The sequence below is a fragment of the Chitinophaga eiseniae genome, assembly GCF_012641265.1.
Lineage (GTDB): Bacteria > Bacteroidota > Bacteroidia > Chitinophagales > Chitinophagaceae > Chitinophaga > Chitinophaga eiseniae_A.
The window spans coordinates 418,830-438,014 of record NZ_JABAHZ010000001.1 but is presented as its reverse complement, the minus strand read 5'-3'; the positions used below and the strand labels follow the sequence as shown (position 1 = coordinate 438,014).

Below are 19,185 nucleotides of genomic sequence, written 5' to 3'. Positions count from 1 at the left end.
TCGAAAATGAAAAGATTAGTAGTATTCTTATTTACTGCTTCCACCATAACAACGTTCTTATCTTCCTGCAGCAAGTTCCTGGACGTGAAGCCCAAAGGCTATACTATCCCGCAGTTCTATGAGGATTACGCCAAGCTGATGAATAGTCAGGACCTGATCAGGGTGTCGGCCGCCTACCCGAACTATCTGACAGACGATGTACAGGTGGGAGAGCCGAATGATGTCATCAAACAGGCGAGTTATACCGGTTTGTCAGACTACAAGAAAAACCTGTATGGTTTTGCCCATAACGGCGTTTTTGTGCCAGGCACATCAGATCCCCTGTGGGAGGGTGCTTACAGCCACATCTATACTTACAATATCATTGTAAACAACATCATGAATGTGCCCGATGCTTCCGAGCTGGAGAAAAAGCAGCTGAAGGCAGAGGCATTGTTTGGCAGAGCGTTCGAATACCTCACCCTGGTGAATGCCTATTCCAAACAATATAACGCGGCCACAGCAGGGAGCGATTACGGTGTGCCGGTAATTCTTACAGAAGACATCAACGCTCCCTATAAACGCAATACGGTAGCGGAAGTATACGATCGTATCAAAGCTGACCTGGAAGCTGCTGTGCAGGACCTGCCCACAAAAAGCAAGAATGTGTTCCACCCCACCAAAAGCGTGGGATATTCTTTCCTCAGCCGCATGTACCTGTACATGGGTAAATACCCTGAGGCGCTGAGCAATGCAAAATCGGCGCTAGCCATCAACAGTAACCTGATCGACTATACGTTATACAGAACCATCAAGGGGGTAACTTTTGGTCGCGTATGCCTGATTTCCGATACTGCACAACGTTTCCCGGATGCGAACCTCAGCAGCGAAAGCGTGTGGGTGCGCTTTGCCAACGGCTCCTCCTCTTCCGTGAATGCCGAAGTGTATGTAAGTAACGACCTGCTTTCTGTATTCGGTAAAGACCTGCCGGCAGACGCCGTGGACCAGCGCAGAAACTTGTTCTTTTGTAATGGAGAGGCAACGTTTGGTGTGAAAACAGTGTACTTCCCCGGGAGGTCGTTGTATGCACCGTATATCGACTTTAACCTGGGCCTCAGCACTGCGGAAATCATGCTGATTGCAGCAGAGTGCGAAGCACGTGTAGGCAGTAAAGACGAAGCGCTGAAACTGGTGAATGCACTGCGTGATAAACGCATCAAAAATAACCAGGCGCTTACCGCTGCCACCAATGAAGATGCGCTAAAACTGGTGCTGGACGAGCGCCGCAGGGAGTTCTGCCTGATAGCCACCTATCGCCTGGTGGACCTGAAGCGTCTGAATACAGATCCGCGTTTTGCAAAAACAATTACCCATACCCAGGGCGCCAATAGCACTACGCTGCCTGCAAACGATAACCGATATATACTGCCTGTACCGCCAAAAGTGCTGGAATTCAGCAGCGGTATACCTCAGTATGAAAGGTAATTTCACCTCTAAAACGAACAAAATGAAGAGAAGATTATTAATGATACCCTTGCTGCTGGCGTGCCTGTTGTTTGCTGCCGCTACTTTTGCGCAGGAAGGCATCCGCTTCCGCAGCAACAGCCTGGCAGCATTGAAGCAACAGGCGATTGCAGAAAAGAAACTGATATTTATTGACTGCTATACCTCCTGGTGCGCGCCCTGCAAATGGATGGACCACAATGTATTTACATTGCCGGCGGTTGCTGAACAGTACAACCGGAATTTCATCAATGCGCGGTTTGACATGGAGAAAGGAGAAGGTATGGAGATACGGAAACAATATACCGTAAGTTCTTTCCCGACATACCTGTTCGTTGACGCCAATGGCAAGCTGGTATACCGCTCCGGCTCGCGGATGAGTGCTGAAGAATTCATGACCGTTGGTGAGAATGCGAACGATCCTGCCAAAGGCCTTGCTTCCCTGCAACAACAGTACGACAACGGCAAAAGGGATATGCAGTTTATGCTGGACTTCTACAGCGTATTACATCACTACGACAGGAACAAGCAAGAACGGATCGGAGAAGAAATTGTTAGCAACTTCCCGGAAGAGCAGCTGAATTCAGCGCTTGGCTGGAAAGCGATCCGCCTCCTCGCCAGAACGGACGAAGATCGCCTGGGTGGATGGTTCATGAAACATCAGGCCGACTTCAAGCCATTTGCAAGACAGGGAGAGATAGATACTATGGCCAACAGGCTGACTACTTCGCTGCTGTTTGGTTACATGCGCGATAATAAAGATGAGCTGTTCTGGAAGCGGATTGACTTCTTCCGTAAATCGACTATGCCTGCACGTAAAAAAGAAGGTCTGATGATGGAAGCAGAATTCTACCTGGCTCGTAAAGACTTCGATAATTATATCCGCGTAGCCAATGCAGGGTTGAAAGGTGTACTCAACGATGATCCGGATAAATTGAGTTTCCTGGCGCGCCGCTCTGGTTCCCGAGGTGTTGTGGAGCCCAAAACCTTGCCAGTATCTTACGCTATGGCGAAACGCGCGGTAGTGCTGGACCCGAAAGAATACAGTACACAGAGCACACTAGCGCAGATCTGCCTGGAAATGAAACGCAAGGAAGAAGGCCTGGAAGCAGCTAAGAAAGCTTACGCGCTGGCCGAAACTTCTAAAATTGAAAAGATTGTGCAACAGCTGATTGATCAATTGAATGCGCTGTAAATAATTATCAGTAACAGCTGAAATCTATTAAACCAACCTACCGGCAGGGCCACCGTTTATGCGGTGGCCTTTGCTTTTTAAGCAACAAGGCTCCTTTGTTGGCATTTCTTCCCTGCCCAAAGCTATTTATTTCTTTCTTCAAGTGCCTGCAATCTCACCTGGATATCCAACAGCAGCTTTTTATTAGCAGCATTTTCCTGGCTGAGCTTCAAATTCTCATTCCGGAGGGCGGTTATTTCTCTCGACAGCTCCTGTATTCCACTGATGCCCAGCGAAAATATCTGCTGGTAATCTACCGTACGAAAATCGCTCACTTGTTTACCATACACAAATAGCTCATTGACTGGTCCATTCCAGTTCTCCACTGTAAAAGTGTTGGCATCGGTTACGGCCACAACAGCATCCTGCGCACTAGTACCATTTACAATCAGTCTAACCTTGTCGCCTCCTGATAAATGATGTGGCATTTTTAAACTGACGTTCAGCGTCTTGTTAACAACGGTTACTTTTACTGCTTTTGCAAAAATATCCGGTAAAAAATCTGCATGTCTGCTAACAGCTTCCGGGAATACCTGTTCTACTTCCTGTGCAATAAATCCCTTGTAAACACTAGTCCCGTGAGCAATTTGATCTTTATACTGATAATCTGAGACCTTCAGTTTATTAATCCGTACCAGATCATTTACAGCATTGGACAAGACGATATTCGTCTTAACCCTGGCATCGGAAAAAGCGTAGAATGTTCTTCCCATAATACCGCCGGTGGCATAAATGGAAAGATCAAACATCCCCGAATTACCACTGCGGTCGGTCAGGTTTAAAACAACGTCGTTGCCCTTTTCAGGATTCCATTGATAGCCTAACTGGGTTACCTGGTCTTGTATGAAATAGTTCCTGAAAGTAGCATTACCTATCGTCAGCGGCGCATTGGAAGCGGATGGCGATCTGTTTAAGGACAACTGACCATTCACATTCAAACTACCATCCATCTGGCTGTTACCAATCACATTCAGGCGTCCCTCCAACTGGCTATTGCCAATTGTATGCAACCTGGTTAACGGTTTATTGGTGCCTATCCCTACGTTCCCATTAGGATCAATATACAATGGCGTTTGCGCCACACTGGCATTACCCAGCAAGCAAATAAATACCAGCATTAAAACTGCCAGATCGGGCTTAAGCCGTAAAGGACATGTAATGGAGTTATACATAAATAAAGATTGGAATTGTTAATGTTATAATGACTGGTGATACTCACCTGTTTTAATCCGGCATCAAAAATTTCCGGCTCATTTAAACCCTGGTTGAAAAGATAATTTTGCGCCGGGCTCAACAGTAAAGCCGTTTTGAAAGCCAATACCACCACCACTACTGATAACAGCGTTGACAGTATTCATCACGGTGCCGCTTACATTGACCTGGTTATTGGCCCGGTAAAGCGTATTATTTTTTATCGCTGTCAGATCCAGCGTATCTGTGTTTACTTTAGTAGTTTTAACAGCGATGAGCCAGTTGTTATTTGCACTGTACAATGTGCCATCAGGGGCCAGCACAATATTTTTCCTGAAGTTGAGTGAAGCACCGGAAGCCGGAGTAGTTACAAAGGTATTCCGCATGTACTGATTGCCCGTACTGAACCCGGCAACAAGGTTATTAACCGCATCCAATGCAAAAACCTGCAACGAATCGTTCACTACCAACAGGGAAGCATTATCTAATTTTTGTCCGCTGGCCTCATAAAACCTTGACCGGTCTGCAGGACGGTAATGCAGCAGGTAATTGTTAAAAACGAAATAGGCATTGCCCCGCGTATCTGCGACTGGTTGTGAGATGCCCGTATTCACTGTTTTTCCTGAAGTAATATTGTCCCAAAGCGATAATCTGCCTTTATCTGCGGCCCACTTGAAACAAAACAACGTATTACTGTTATCAAAACCATTCAGCACCAGAACACTGGAATCATCTGCTATCACCGGTGCAGGTATATAGTTTGTGTATTCATCATAAACATACGTGCTCAAATGATTTTGTGAAGAGGAATCCAGGGAAGTGCCGTCTGAATTGTCCAGTGCAATCAGCTGGCCATAATTTTTGTTTACTTTTATAAAGAAAGCATTGCGCTCACTGCTATTCAGTGATACAGGACCAGCTATTTCATTGTCTTTATCTATAGGGTAGCGCCAGAGGGTTTTGAGTTGGGGGAAAGGTGTAAGTGCTACTACTGCTGCACTGGCAGGCAGGTAAAGCATACCATCATATCCCAGTGTAGGCGTATTGATCACACCTCCCACATCATCACCCAATAGGCTGGACAGGGGCACATCCAACAGTTTGTTGCCTGTGTTATTCAGATCAAAAATAATTAGCCGGTTAGCGGTAATACAGTACATCCGGCCTTTTGTATCGATAAGCGGGCAAAATTTATTCATTTCTCTCATGGGTACACTCCATAACGTATTGCCGGCGCCATTTAACTGAACAACACGAATCGGTTCATCACTGGTTGAATCGCGCACAAATACAATAGGATTAGCGTTGTAGATCAGCATAGCACCTACGGGATCAGCTCCGGCAATATATCCCCTAGCCGGACGATAAAGTGTATCGATCGCTACGGCAGTAGTAAATGCATTCGACATCCAGCCGGTGTAGCCTGTATGCTGCCCGTTATTACGCAATTGCGACCAGTCAGACAGCTTAGGGTAAATATTCATCGCATATTGAACAATCAGCTTAGGCTTCTTCGAATACTGCACACCTAAACTCTGCGCTTTGTCGGAATAGAAAAAATTATCCTGGCTCTGCTGCGGGGAGCGGGCTGCCAGCGATAAACTGGTATCGGCTGTTTTCAGAAAATCGGTCACTCCTTCGGAACGGGCCGGTATAGCCAGCTTAATATTGACAATATCTGTCGAAGACACGATAGGGAACATACCAATCTTTTTGGTAAGATCAAAAACCGGGTTGTTCCAGCTGGCCGTTCCTATTTCCCAATAGGGCGTATAACTCTGCAATAATGTGACGGTTTGATGTGAGGCGCTTAGCAGATCTGTTTTCCGCTGCACATACAACCGTAGGTGTAGGTTACTTATCCGGGCATTATCAGGCAGAATGCCCAATCCAAATTTAAATAATGACCGTACCGTTTCCTGGCCACTGGCATTCGCTTTTATTTCCAAATGTACATCCCCCCTGCCGTCACCTGTACTATGAACATTCACAGCAATATCCGGCAGGATGGTGGTGTATTTCTGTGCATTTGCGCATGTAGATAGTGCCAGGGCGACTATCCCCATTCCTGTTCTTATAAAATCAAAATTTATAATAGCCATATGATAATTTTTAAAAATCATACTACAATTACTGTATGTCCAGCGGTATCTTATCTGTTTGTATAACAATGGAGCCCGGCTTTGCTATATACCAGCTGAGCACGCCCGTGTACTCAATGCCGTCATCTCCCTGATAAGCCATCGCCATAAACCACAGGCAGTTTTTATAATAAAATGAAAGTATTTTATTGAAGGATACGCTGTTCAAATCGTCAAACGGTACTAGCCTGTCGCGGGAAAGATACCTGTCGCTCACATCTACATCAATAGCTTTGAAAAAAGGCGCCATTCCCGCCGTAGCAGCAACACCCATATAGTTGATTCCCGTAGTTTTCCTGGTATCTTTTCCAAGAAATACCAGGGCAGTATTTATATAAGGCTGCGGAAAGAGCAGCGGCGTTTCATTTGATTGCAGCACAGGTTCCCAGCTTTGATCCTCCAGTTTCCAGATATCACCCAGCCCCGCCCCACCATCTTCTGTAAATCCACCACCAATCCATAAGGCTTTTTTAGCTTTGGTTCCCTGTTCACGCTCTACCGCTGCCCCAAAAAAACACCTGGATTTCCACGGCATTGCCACAGGGTCAGGCAGGGTGCTGACCATTCCTGATGTATCGAGATTATCCCAATGAATGCCGTCAGACGAGGACCACATATCCTGCAGGGCATTACCATATTCATCCAGCCCTCCTATCAGGCAAATCCTGTCTTCTCCACCAGGATTAAATACAATGCAGCTATGCCCCATACGCGCCGGCCAGTTGCAATCCTGTATGCTAACCAAACCGGTATCCAGATCTGCAACGGCTGTACGGGCCGACATCTGCGTAATTACAGCATAGCTTCCACCGCAGAAAACCAGCTGCCCGAAAGTATCTCCCACCCCTCTCAGGTGAACAACCGGCGACGTAGCAAAGGCGGTGAGTTTAGCCAGTTCTCCCGGCAGCAACGTTATCTCCGTCCACTCATCAGAAAAACCATCAACTGTATAATAAATGGCGCCAACACCGTTCCCTTGCGCCGAATCATTCAGCACCGTCAATCCAAACAACATACTTTCATCCTTAGATACACACACATTGCACAATGTTTCTTCTTCAAAATTGGGCCCGTTGATATAGCCGGAGGTTTGTGCGCTCAAAGCGCGTACGAGTAACGATTTTGTTTGGCTGATGCCGTTCTGCTTTACGGTAAGCCGGAACATATGATCGCCTATACCTACGCGCGTTGAAAAGGAAGTAGTATCCCCGTCTACTAAAATATCTTTCGTATTGCCTACATCAAATATGGAGAAAGTACTATCGGCAGGATCAATTGTTTCATCTGCAAAAGCCCAGCTGAATGTAGTAGAGGTACCGCCTGCCACTACCTGCGGATCGGCACGGAAAATAACTTCAGGCAAAGCCTGGTCCTGTACCGTAACAGGTATGGTAACCACTTTAGCATCGGGGTTTACAGCAGGATTATCATAGTAGCTAACCTGTAAAGCATAAGCAGGCAGGGTTTGGGCAGGATAACAAACTGCGTTTTGTATTTTCAGGATTAATACATTCAATGAGAAAACAACTTTCCTGTTGAGCAGGTGCATTATTTTACCCGGGCTGCTGCCTACATCAAAAGAGGCGACCGGAATCTGACTTGAGGTATCTTTTCCAGGCACCAGCCCATAGAGGTCCACTTTTAAAGATGACCAGTCACTGTTGCTGATAATGGTTGAAAGACCATCTATTTCAATTGCTCCGGATAATTGAATGGTTTTACCTGCAGGAGCAAATATCTGGATCTCAATATCTACCGGTTTATTTTTTGTAATAAATACAACCGGCTGGTCTGTACTTACCGGATTACTTCTTACTTGCATCTCAGGCATAAATAAAAGTTTAGCAGATAAAGTCTTTTTGCCGGCAGTAGGTTTAAACTTCAGCCATCCTTCATATGCCTGCAGGGGAACAAACCTTGAAGGCTGCTCTTTTGAGGCCTGGGCTGTTGATTCCGGCTCCCAAGTAGAAACTCCTGTTTTATGTACCCATTTCCAATCAGCACCAATGGCAGCAGGCACCGGGATACCAGGCTGCACTTTTTCAGCGAGAAAGGGCGCTGCCATAAAGCTTGTATTCAGCTTCGACAAAATCTCGTTGATTTTGTAGGGATGTAGCTCCTGATACAGTACAGGCAATATTCCGGAACTGACAAAGATCCCAGCAGAAGGGTCCAGCAATAAAGTCATAGCCTTCAATGGCTGATTTAAAGATACTCCTACTGCTGTATCATGGCTATAGTAAGGATCGGAACTGTTTATAAAATCGGGGGCATTACTGCTGGTCCTGAAGCAGGGAGCGCTATCTCCATCGAGCACATAGCCCAGCAGCCCGTCTTTATCCCGGCAAAAATCTCCCATATATAAAGAAAAGGTAACACTGTCAATATCGCCTGTATCAGTAACACCTTCTTTTCCCCATCCCTGGTCATTAAAAGGGAAACCCATAGACTCGATGCCAACACCGCATCTGGCCAGGGCAAGTGGCGGTCCTGTTATAAGGGAACTGGCATTATTTTGTAATGCTGCCGTTCCTGAAACTTTCAGGTTGACTTTTATTGCCAGGTCAATTAGCCCTGCTACTGCAATCGGGGTGCTAATCGAATTTATAAAATCGGATAATTGTTTTTTATCTCCCAAAGCAGGTATCACATCATTTCCCGGAAAAGGTTTTTTGACCAACCCTCTGCCACCTTTGTTTTTAGGATCGGTGGTCAGCTGTAACAGCAATACTTCATTACCATCCTGGTCGTACACCATCAGGTTATTGTCGAACTGATTGGGAATGACCCATCCAAATATGGGACTAACGTCACTATGACTTCCTGCATAAATCACTTCGTCCTGGGCATCCAGCCAGTTGAACACGATGCGGGAAGGCTGTACAATCCTTGGGCAAAGCGATATGAAATTAGGTGCTTGTTTTACATCAGCAACCGGGGAAAGCTGGCTGGAAGTAATGGCAACGGGATTATCCGCATCACCGCTGATCAATACATTTTTTACCTGCCCGAATACATCGATAATACGGAGGTCAAGTAACGCCATTTCTCCGGCACGTAAAGGAAAAAAGCTACCGGGAGAGGCCTGCCCGGATACTGGCAGTGGTCCGGGATTGATGCCAAGCCGGTATCCTCCGGTACCCATTATCGTCAACTCATCCTGGTCAATATGGTAGTCGGAATCAAAATTGTATATTTTATCCGGACGGTATTTTAACGGTGGAAACTGAAGATCCGGCTGCTGCATTAACAGGTATTTATTAAAACCACTCAGCGATTGTGCTACCAAATGTGCTTCGTCATACCTTTTTACCCCTGGCGCCAGTCTTTTGAAATTGGTGAGTACAGCATTGGAAAAAGGTGTAATGGAATTAAAAGTATAAGAAGGTCCTCCTGGTATTACTGCTTTATCCGTTTTATAAAACAAGTGATCCTGCAATGTCCAGTCAGGATGATTGATAAGATTGAGAGACCTGATACCCGGGAGTGTTGGATAATAGGCCACCTTCCAGGAAAGGAATAGTGGATGCCATGCCTGTTGCCATTTCACGATGGCAAATGCTGGCGGTGAAAATACCCGTTCCGTACCCGGGGGCTGGTTCAATAAACAATCTGCCTGTAAGGCCGCTATGGTTTTTCCCAGCTCCACAATACCGCTGTCGTTTTTATCTTTTCCTTTTCCGATACCCGCAATATTATAGGCTACTAGTGCCAAGTCAGTGGCAAAGGACTGATCAAAAAGCATGGTTTCGTAGCAGACGGCCTGTATTGCTGCTACCGGGATGTCGCCGGAGAGACTGTTCAATAATGCCATATTAAAAGTTTCCTTACCAGAAGGGACCGTTACCTTGACGGTTATGGCATCGTTGATTGTAACATCCAGCGCCGCTGGAATTTGTTCAATGGTGCGGCAACTGATGGTTGTTTCCTGCGTAGCAAGTTGATACCTGTCTGCCTCTCCTACTCCGTCACCCCAAAACAGGAGTACCGGATCATTGGCTTCCCAAAAAGCAGGCGCCTCCCGTTGCTTTAGTTCAAAGGTGGCCGGATTGGCATGGAAAGGAGGTAAATCATTTATTTTTTGCCGGGCTGCGGCAACCGTGGTAGTAAGTTGTACAATAGTTGCTTTTGCCGTTGTTATCTGGGCAAGTAATTGCGCTTTATTGGCATTGAAAGCAATGTCCCCGTTAAAATTCTCAACGGTAATGAGCGCCTGTTTGTACCATAAGGCATAATATTCCTGCTGCCAGCGCAGCAAGGTGCGTTGTTGCTGGTCAAGCTGGCTTTGACTTTTATTTAATGCCTGCAGCAGTTCACTGATACCTGGAATATCGGGGAATTGCACTGCTGCCGGGTCATTTTCTCCCAACTCATGATCAAACTCACACCTGCAGATCTCCCAGAGCGTTCCTCCTTTTTGGGGGTGAAAACCGCGGGTATGGATTTCCTCTTTTATTCTTTCTACAGAAACAGGGGTGTGATCATCTTCCAGTAACTGGTATTGCAGCGCATTCAGCAGATCTTCCATCAGTGCGCCTGATGCGGGATCATTCTTTAGTATACTGGCGCTGAATGCTTCGGCAGCCGTATTGCCCACTGCAATACTGACAGGGCCTGCAGGAACGCCCGCAGGAGTATTGGGCGACCACACAACGCTATGAACAGCCGCATGAAAAAAAGATCTGCCGGGATCATTTGCGCCGGTATATTCCCATTTTGTTTTAAACCAGTCGTGCCTTTTCTGTTGCATTTCCTGCTCATGGCTTACCGCATCTGTAAAAGACAAAGGAAATAAAGGGTCTGTTGCAGGATTATCGTACCAACCGGTAATCACATATGTAAAGGTTCCCCCTGTAATCGGTATCCCGGCTTCATCTTTCATATCATCATAGCAACCGAATACATTCCGGCAGCCAGGATAAAAAGAAGAAAAAAATGGGTTCCCGGCAGTAACGGCAGTAAGATACGGAACGGCGACAGGCGTATTTTTATATCCCGGCGTATATACCAGGCAGCGGCCTATTTTCTGAACTCCCAGCTGTTGGTTGTTTAACGATAGAAAATTAGGATCAACCTGGCTCAGATCCTGGTTATCGATGTTGTTAACGTAGTCGCTTTCAATCATCCAGGCTTTTGCCGGAATGGCATCCAGGCCATTATCTGTATTATACCGTATCACCATCCACCTGTTTGGCGCATAGGGGAAGTCTATATTAATATCTGTCTGCTCATCTATAAAAGCATGTTTCAGGGCTTTGGGCAGGTTCCAGTGGATATGGATACCATAGTCCGGTGGCGGCAAAGGCCTGCCATCCGCCTGGATACTGTCGCCTAATATGCTCTGGTCGAAGAAGGCCAGCCTGGGCCTTACATCTGCATAACTTATTTTTTGCCGCTCCAATGTCTGCTCATCCATAGACACTACCAGCGCCTCGGCAAACATGGGTACAAAAAGGGTATCATTGGTACTCATTAATTGTTTGTTTATCAGGCTTGCTTAATCGTGAATGTTTTTCTTACAGGGCTGTCTACCATCTGAAATGCAAACTCCGCGGAGGTAAAGATATCGGCAGCTAAATGCTGTTGCATAGCTATGGATAAACCACCCACATCAATAATCCTTTTTGTATTAATCAGTTGTTTCAGCGCATCATTTACATTCATGGAATTGTTGATCACTATGTCCCCTTTGCTGTCAGTTGATTTGAGGTCTTTTTCCCATTGACCATTATCTATTTTAACGCCGAAATGAAGCCCTTCATAAGGTTGCGTAATAACAACCCTTGCCACATTACCGTTGAATATTCCCAGGAAAATATCTTCATCGATGCGCTCAAAACGAAAAGCCGGTAACAGTTGGTCCTGGTTATCATATGCTGCTATTTCGATGCCCCTCCAACCCGAAACAAGATTGGACCGTAGCAGGAATCCGGTAACGTTTAGCACAAAGAAATCCTCCTCCTGTACCTGCACTTTTTGCTGAACATCATAAGCCGCCGGTAAAAAGTTGCCGGCCATCGCCTGGTCTATGATCAGCTGCGATCTGTTACTACGCCCTATACTCAGTGCACCATCCATTAAAGCAGCCATCCAGTTGGCATCTACATAAAAGAAAGCGAGGGATTCCTTTTCCAGGTATTTTTCATCCGGAACCAGGTACTTGAACGGAATGCCTTTGAGACAGAACAACTGGCCTAAAAAATCCTGTACTTCTCCGGGAATCCCCATTTCTGCGCCGATACCAGGCAGGGTCTCACCAGTTGAAACGGCTGTATTATTTCCATCCAGGTAGCTAATAACTTTTTCCCTGATAGTATCTCCGGGATATGCGCCCATCAACTTACTGACGGTATCTGATTTATTTTTCCTGATTTGTGCCTGTTTTACGGCAATGCGCCATGCCTGTACAGCCTTCGCAAATCCCTGCCGTTCCAGGCCCAGCATTCTTCCTAATTGCCATGCCGCTGCAAAAGAAATATCCATCATACCGGTAGTGGTATCATAACGCAGTGCTGCATCCGAAGAAGAAAAAGAAACCGCTGTGGCAGGCTGGTAGCTGAGTTGAGGCACCAGTGGACCATGATACCAGGAAGCGATACTGGCACCGGCTCTTGTGAGATGTTGTATGGCTGTATATCCTGTATCGAGGTATTTAGACAAAACTGCATCAACATTGGTGTTGCCGATCACCAATGGTTTCAGGGAGAGATCATTGATAAGCGTTGTAAAAGAAGTGTCCCCGGAATTGTGAAAACTCCAGCTGGCAAGGGCGGCCATCCTCACAATCTGCTGATCCGGTGATATTGTTTTCAATGCAGCGCCGCCCTTATTGGTAGCAATATAATCCTGGAAACCTTCCAGGGATACCAATACAGCGGTATTCATCTGGTTGCTGCCAGGTAGCCTGTTACCAACTATTGTTGAAAACAGGGCTGTGTCCTGATCATCCAGGTCCACAATTCCATTTCTGTCTTTATGAACGATCCTTACTTTTTTGGAATGTGCCAGCAAAGCTGCGGCACTCAATGCTGGTATGTATTCCAGGAATTGTGCGGCTGTAATATCAATACAGTTACAACTATCTGCGGCATCTTCCCAGGGCATGAGCTGTAGTCCATTAGCCGTTGTATTTTCCTTTCCTGCAATAGCAGGGCCTATAATACCCGGCCCCGGAGTAATCAGCTCTGCCAATTTACGGCTGGTCAGTGCAGGCGCCTCCGTTTCTTCAAAAAGCAGTAACGCCATCCAGGGCACCGGCGGGCTTTTTATTGGATCCCGCGGCACTCCGCGCGGCTCCTCTTCCGGTGCGCGCTGAAATACCGGCGGCTTTCCGTCTATCGTTCTTTCCCAGGGAAGTGTGCGTCTCGAAAAGACAATATGTGGCAGCGATTCGGAAAAATAGCCACCCTGGCCTTCCGGTGGATATACTGAATAAATATCTGCCGGGTTAAGTACAAACCTGGCAGCATCAATATCAAAAGCCAGGGATGCCTGTGCAACAGGTCCCGGCGGCGGCAGATATTTGCCATCAACAGGTTTTGCTGCGGTAATGGTTTGCGCAACGGTAACATCATACCTTCCAGCCACCATGGAAGGCGTAAAACACTGTATCAGCTGCGTTTTTTCAGAAATGTCTTCAATAGGCATACCGGCAAATAGTTTTTATTGTGTATCAGTTGGATATTGGGGTATTTGACCAGTCAGACAAAGTACCGGCGGAGCTGTAAAATAGTCTGCCGGAGATGCCATCATGCTGCTCATATCTGTCTCATCTGTTGTCAGGGCTGCGCCTGTAGCCTTGTTAAACAAATCCAGCAAGCGATTTCTTTCACTGACAACATCAGCGCTATCAAAGCTTGTACTGATCGTATCAAATACATCATAGGCATGATAGGCCTTTCCTGTTTCGGCCAGCTCCTGCTTCCAGGTAAACAGTGTTTCTGATCTGTCAAACAATTGGGAAAAATCCAGTTCACGGATACTGGAAACATGCTGTAAGGCCGGCGGACAGATCGTTAAACCGGACAATACGTTTTCCACCACCTTTGCCGTACCGGGATCCTGGTTGTTTGTGGTGCTCACCTCGCTCCCCCAAAGCGCATCTGCTACCCCTTTGGCAATGCAGGCGATAGTCATTTCCTGCTCTATATCACCTAGTCTGACAGTTACGTTCATACCAAACGCGAGGTGATCATCACTATTCAGTCCACAAGGCCTGATCCCTAACGCTTTCTCCCTCGCTCCATAAGTATTATTTACGGCAACATTATCCCTGGTGATAACGGTACCTGTACCCGATTGCATAGGAATAGTATCCTGCAGTTCCACGCCGTTGATGAATAAATTATTAACCGGGATAATAGTGTTAATATCCAGTCGCAGCTCGTGCGGATTAATAGTCGTATATTTTACCTGCTGGTTATCCCCCGGGTCTTTTATCTGTTTGATAATACCCCTGCTAATAACTATATTGATCGGGGCAGGCGGAAGATAAGTACCTGAAAACTGTTTCCATTCCAAAGGCGCCGGCGCTGTTTTATCCGAGGCGCCAAAAGGTATGGTAAATGAAAATATCGTCCAGTCTACATACGCTTCCCCGGCAAAAGGCGGCCCCCATATATGAAGTGTTGCATCCATTTCCAGGCTGAAATGGACACTGACAAAGAAGATAGTGATATGCGCATCTATTTTAACGCAAACGCCTATATCCAGGGAATATTGGAAGGGCGCCCACGATATCAGCATATTGGCCCATACCGTAAGCGAAGCACTGAGTACAGATATCTGGAAAAGGACTTCCATCCTTCCCCCGGCCATAATAGCGGTAGGGGTAAGTGCGTAATACATTTCCCCGGTGATGGAGAGCAGGCTGCCTATTTTCCATACATAGCCCAATCTCGGCACGACAGGGTAATGACCTGGTTTTTTAAATTTAGGATGATACCCTCCCAGCGTAATAACAAAATCACCTTCATGTTCACCAGCCACCCAGCTATGGCAGGCAAAGCCACCCGTTAAGATACAACTTCTCGAAAGCAGGTAAGAGTTGGGTGTGAGAATACCTTCTATGGCAATTACTTCGCTACCTGGTCCAAAATGGGCCAGCACCGCAAGTTCTACGTATACGATCGGGGATGGGAGAATACTCTTCTCCGGCCATGTCAACCTGGACAATCCAAGTATTGCAAATTCAACATCATGTCCGAAGTTTACTGTCAGCAACACAAAGGACTCTACAATTTTGAAAGAAGTGAATTTGATACCTGCTGCCAGCCAGTATTCACCAGTGGCTATTTCTATCGGAAGATTCCCATTACTGTCTCTCGTTTCCAGGCTGCTGAGTACTTCAGCAATCCCTTTGGATGCATCAGGCTGCATCGCCATTGCCACCAGCGGGAACTGATGAACCTCGTTAACAGCAGGAATATTTACCTTTCTATTATACCCAAAACCAACGGCAATTCCTGTTACAAAAAAGAAAACGGGTCCTCCGATATTGCCTTCATACAAACCGAAAATAAAAAGGGATGCATCATTACCTGTTTTAGCATAGGAGCCAATACCGGTGATCATGCATTCCTCCATTTTTAAAATAACGCCCCCATTATACACATCCACATCTACGTTGTTTATTTTTTGAGTAGAGCGTGTAAACGCGGCGCTAATCTCAACAGGTCCCTTCTCAAACGTTAGCCCCAGGCCGGATAACTGGAAAGACAGGGAATCCACTTTACCGTGAAACAGATCCGTGGGAAGAATACTTATTCCCATCCCTTGCAGCGCCAGGTCCAGTCCTCCGGCTGCAAGATCCCCATCAATGAGCAATGCTATTTTCTTACTGTTACCCAGGTTGTAGGCAAATCCTAGTTTGTTTACCGTAACTGGTCCCAGTTTTTGTCCTAACTGAAACCATTTTACCATAGCGCCTGTTTCGGCGGTATCAGCCGGGGTTTGTACAGAAGCTGATGCAGCAGGAAGACTCAGACCACCTGGTGGAAGCGACAGGAAAAAAGATCCATAACCGGGTATATCAATTTCACCGATAAGATTAAAGCCTTTACTGAAGCTCTTACTGGTGGCTGATAGCACCAGTTTCCCGTCGGATGCTGATGTAGTGTCTGAAAACGCAGCAACAATTTGTGGGAGGAAAAAATCTCCTGCGCCGGAAGTATATACAAACCCAGTTCCATTAAGACTCACCTCTTTTAATTCGCCTCCAACGAGCGGTAAATCTCCAAGGCCGGCCATATCTGCTGTTATACCAAATGCATAACCACCATTCGGAAGAGTATTGCTTTTAGACTGGCGCTGGAAAAATATTTTTATCACTTTACCTCCGGCAGTAATAAGCGCCGCTACATTTGTTTGCTTTGCTTTACCATCATAGGTAATGTATATATCCTGTATTACAATATCCGGGATAAAAGCAACGGGAATAAAGGTTTTATAATCCGGGCAAAGGGCTTGCAACAAGTCGTCCAGCACGTCTGTAACGGATAAATTGAGATGGCTGGTACTACCACTGAACTGCTTATCAGCAACTTTCACACCTGCATCTTCATTATCAGTAGCACTGGCTTTCAGATCAATACTAACGCCCTTTATAGTAAAGACAAGCGTTAACTCCATCGAAGAAACGGAAATATCTTTTACCGATTCCAGCAGGAAGTGCAGCCCACTGCTTTTATCATCCGGATCGGATAGCCAGGTAAAGTTACCTTCATAGTGCGCTTTATCACCCGCCTGGTCAACGGTCAATTGTAACTGTACTGTCTGATCTTCAATAACAATCGTACCGCTGCCGTTATATTTCGTTATCCCGGTGGCGCTGTCGTAGGAAAAACTGACGCCTGAGAAAATGAGATCATTTAAAATTCCCGGAACAGCAGTTCCGTTGAAACCAAAAGACACCGCCATATCTGCCAGGCTGGTCCGGGTATCTATAGCAGCATTAATTTTCTGCGTATACGATTGATCCGTGGCATGCACCATACGGATATCCAGGGAGATCACCGGCGTACTATCGCCCACTTTCATTGTTCCTTTAATAGCGAAAGCATAATCCCGGGTGGCCGTATTATAAACGATATTCAGCATGCTGACAGTGATGCCGGAAAGAAACCCAGGCAAGCTGACACCGGTAAACTTTGCGAATATGTCATCCACTAATCTCCCAGCCGGCAGTAAGGTGTTTACAGGCAAGCCGCCGGAAAAAATTAAGTCCTCATCTTTTTTCTCCGTATTCAGAAAGATGTCTACTCCGCCAACAGTGAGGTTTACAAGGCAATTACCGGTTAATACAGTATCTGTAACCGTTACCTGGTTAATGATTTTATTTATGGACAAGCATGGAAAATGCAATACGTTATCCAGCTCCGTAAATACCGAAAGTGTGCCCTGACCAATACTATACACTATTAAAAGGCTCTGTACTGTCATGTCGCCCACCAGCTGCTTCACGCTATCCATCATCGCCGCAGGCTTTGCCGACTGAAACGTTTGTATCACTTCCGGTAGCAGTGTGCTGATCGCTAACTGTTCATCAGGCGCCAGCCCTCCGGAGATGACCCATCCGTTCTCTTTACTATAGTCGCCACTAATAGCCATATCCAGACTGAATAATTCCAGTCTTCCATATATAGCGCATTCCGTTACCTCCTTATTAGCATAGGAAAGCGACAGCTCTACTTCTTCTATGGCAAAGGCAGCGCCGCCCAACTGCAAGTCCCAGTCGGAAAGGACGTCCAGCGAAATATCAAGGCTTTGATCATTTACCGAAGCATCAAACTCAAAATCTACGATCTCCAGCCCGGCAGGAATTACTTCTTTTCCAAACACCTTATCTGTAAGCGCACCAACGTCTAATGTTTGCCCCTGGCGCAAAGCGCCTGAGACCTGGTAATCTGTTTTTCCGTCTGCTGTTGTTTGTGTTAGGACAACCAGGTCAAAGAAAGAAGTACCTAATTCCCATGCTCCATCGATACGAATATCAATGTCACGGTTGTCATCATTAAAAGGTTCCCATACATCGAAGGTAAAATAAGGAGAGAGTGTGACTACATTATCTATTAGCGGAATAGCTTTTTCAGTGGTCAACTGAAAACCAACCTGGTTCACATGTCCATCGTCCAGCGAGATAACCGCCTGCATTAAAGCCACATAAAATACACCGTACGCTGTCACTGAACCAGGTAGCAGGTCGGTGAGGTCTGTTAATGCTGCTCCTGCAAATTTACCGGCAAAAGTATCCAAGGCATTCATCGCAATATGGATGTCTTCTACCTGGAAACTCAGCTCATGGCTAATAATATCGATATAAGCACTGAGATCAGCTACGCCGATACCGAAGTCCAGGTGTGCAGACAACCCAAAAGCCGGGAGGGAAAGCCCGGGTGAGGCGAGGTTAACACCGATGTCCAGGCTTTTCAGTGAGAAAGAAAAAGGGCCGAAAGTTTTGGTAATATTTAAAGAATATACCAGCGACAGCACGCCAGTATCGCCATCAATCGCTCCTTCCAGGATAAAGGTACCGGGGATCGATAAAACGTTCAGCGCTGCTGCTGTTTCCACGTCCAACGCTGCGGACAGGTTACAATAAGTTCCTTTTTCAACGTCTTTCCAGGGCTTTATTGCTTCAAAGGCGGAGGGATATTCCGTAAAATCCCGGATGCTGTCTGTGGAAGAAAAAAACAACACCGGCGCATCTTTATCACTAAAACTCAGCTCCAGTATGGCGCTGTCGGCTGAAGCATCTTCGATTACCTCCTGCCCTATGGCAAAATGCCGGAACAGGCTATCTGGCAAAAAGGTGGCCGGAAAATACAGGAACAGTAACAGTTTTCGGATGCTTTCATCGTCTGCCGCCGTTGTTGCGTCTATATCAAAAAGCAAAATTTTAGCCCTGACATCCGTGCAGGATAGCAAACTTTTGATGGTAGCTGAAAAAAGCAGATGTGACGTTCCGGCTTCCAGTACAGTGCAATTGGATAGCACGCAGGATTCAGGCGTAATTTCCTTGCGGAACCGGTCAACAGCTGTTTGCCCAACCAGGTTACCGTCCAACGGGATATCGCGTTGGGCAGCTATCTCCTGGACAACTGTTGAAAATAGGGTCAATGTTTCAATATCAGGCATCTG

Annotated in this window: 7 protein-coding genes; 2 read left to right on the top strand and 5 right to left on the bottom strand. The window is 46.3% G+C overall.

Annotated elements, in window-relative coordinates; translation table 11 throughout:
- The first annotated feature begins 6 nt into the window (after positions 1-6).
- Together HGH91_RS01630 and HGH91_RS01625 are read left to right on the top strand one after the other, a co-directional pair.
- Positions 7-1,464, top strand: coding sequence for a RagB/SusD family nutrient uptake outer membrane protein (locus tag HGH91_RS01630; RefSeq protein ID WP_168736711.1), 1,458 nt, complete (start codon positions 7-9; stop codon positions 1,462-1,464).
- A 22-nt stretch (positions 1,465-1,486) separates the two neighbouring features.
- Positions 1,487-2,677 (top strand): thioredoxin family protein, encoded by a 1,191-nt coding sequence (locus HGH91_RS01625; protein WP_168736710.1) that lies wholly within the window; start codon positions 1,487-1,489, stop codon positions 2,675-2,677.
- A gap of 122 nt (positions 2,678-2,799) precedes the next feature.
- Here HGH91_RS01625 and HGH91_RS01620 read toward each other — a convergent pair whose 3' ends face one another.
- The 5 genes from HGH91_RS01620 to HGH91_RS01600 form a co-directional block, all read right to left on the bottom strand.
- A complete protein-coding gene (locus HGH91_RS01620; RefSeq protein ID WP_168736709.1) occupies positions 2,800-3,888 on the bottom strand; it encodes a tail fiber domain-containing protein in 1,089 nt (362 codons plus the stop codon).
- 78 nt (positions 3,889-3,966) lie between these two features.
- Positions 3,967-6,009, bottom strand: coding sequence for a hypothetical protein (locus tag HGH91_RS01615; protein ID WP_168736708.1), 2,043 nt, complete (start codon positions 6,007-6,009; stop codon positions 3,967-3,969).
- Positions 6,010-6,037: 28 nt separating this feature from the next.
- A complete protein-coding gene (locus HGH91_RS01610; RefSeq protein WP_168736707.1) occupies positions 6,038-11,521 on the bottom strand; it encodes a hypothetical protein in 5,484 nt (1,827 codons plus the stop codon).
- A gap of 14 nt (positions 11,522-11,535) precedes the next feature.
- The gene (locus tag HGH91_RS01605) at positions 11,536-13,695 is read right to left on the bottom strand and encodes a hypothetical protein (RefSeq protein ID WP_168736706.1); all 2,160 of its coding nucleotides are present in this window, start codon (positions 13,693-13,695) and stop codon (positions 11,536-11,538) included.
- A 15-nt stretch (positions 13,696-13,710) separates the two neighbouring features.
- Entirely contained in the window at positions 13,711-19,182 is a 5,472-nt protein-coding gene (locus HGH91_RS01600) for a DUF6603 domain-containing protein (RefSeq protein WP_168736705.1), read from the bottom strand.
- Positions 19,183-19,185 lie beyond the last annotated feature (3 nt).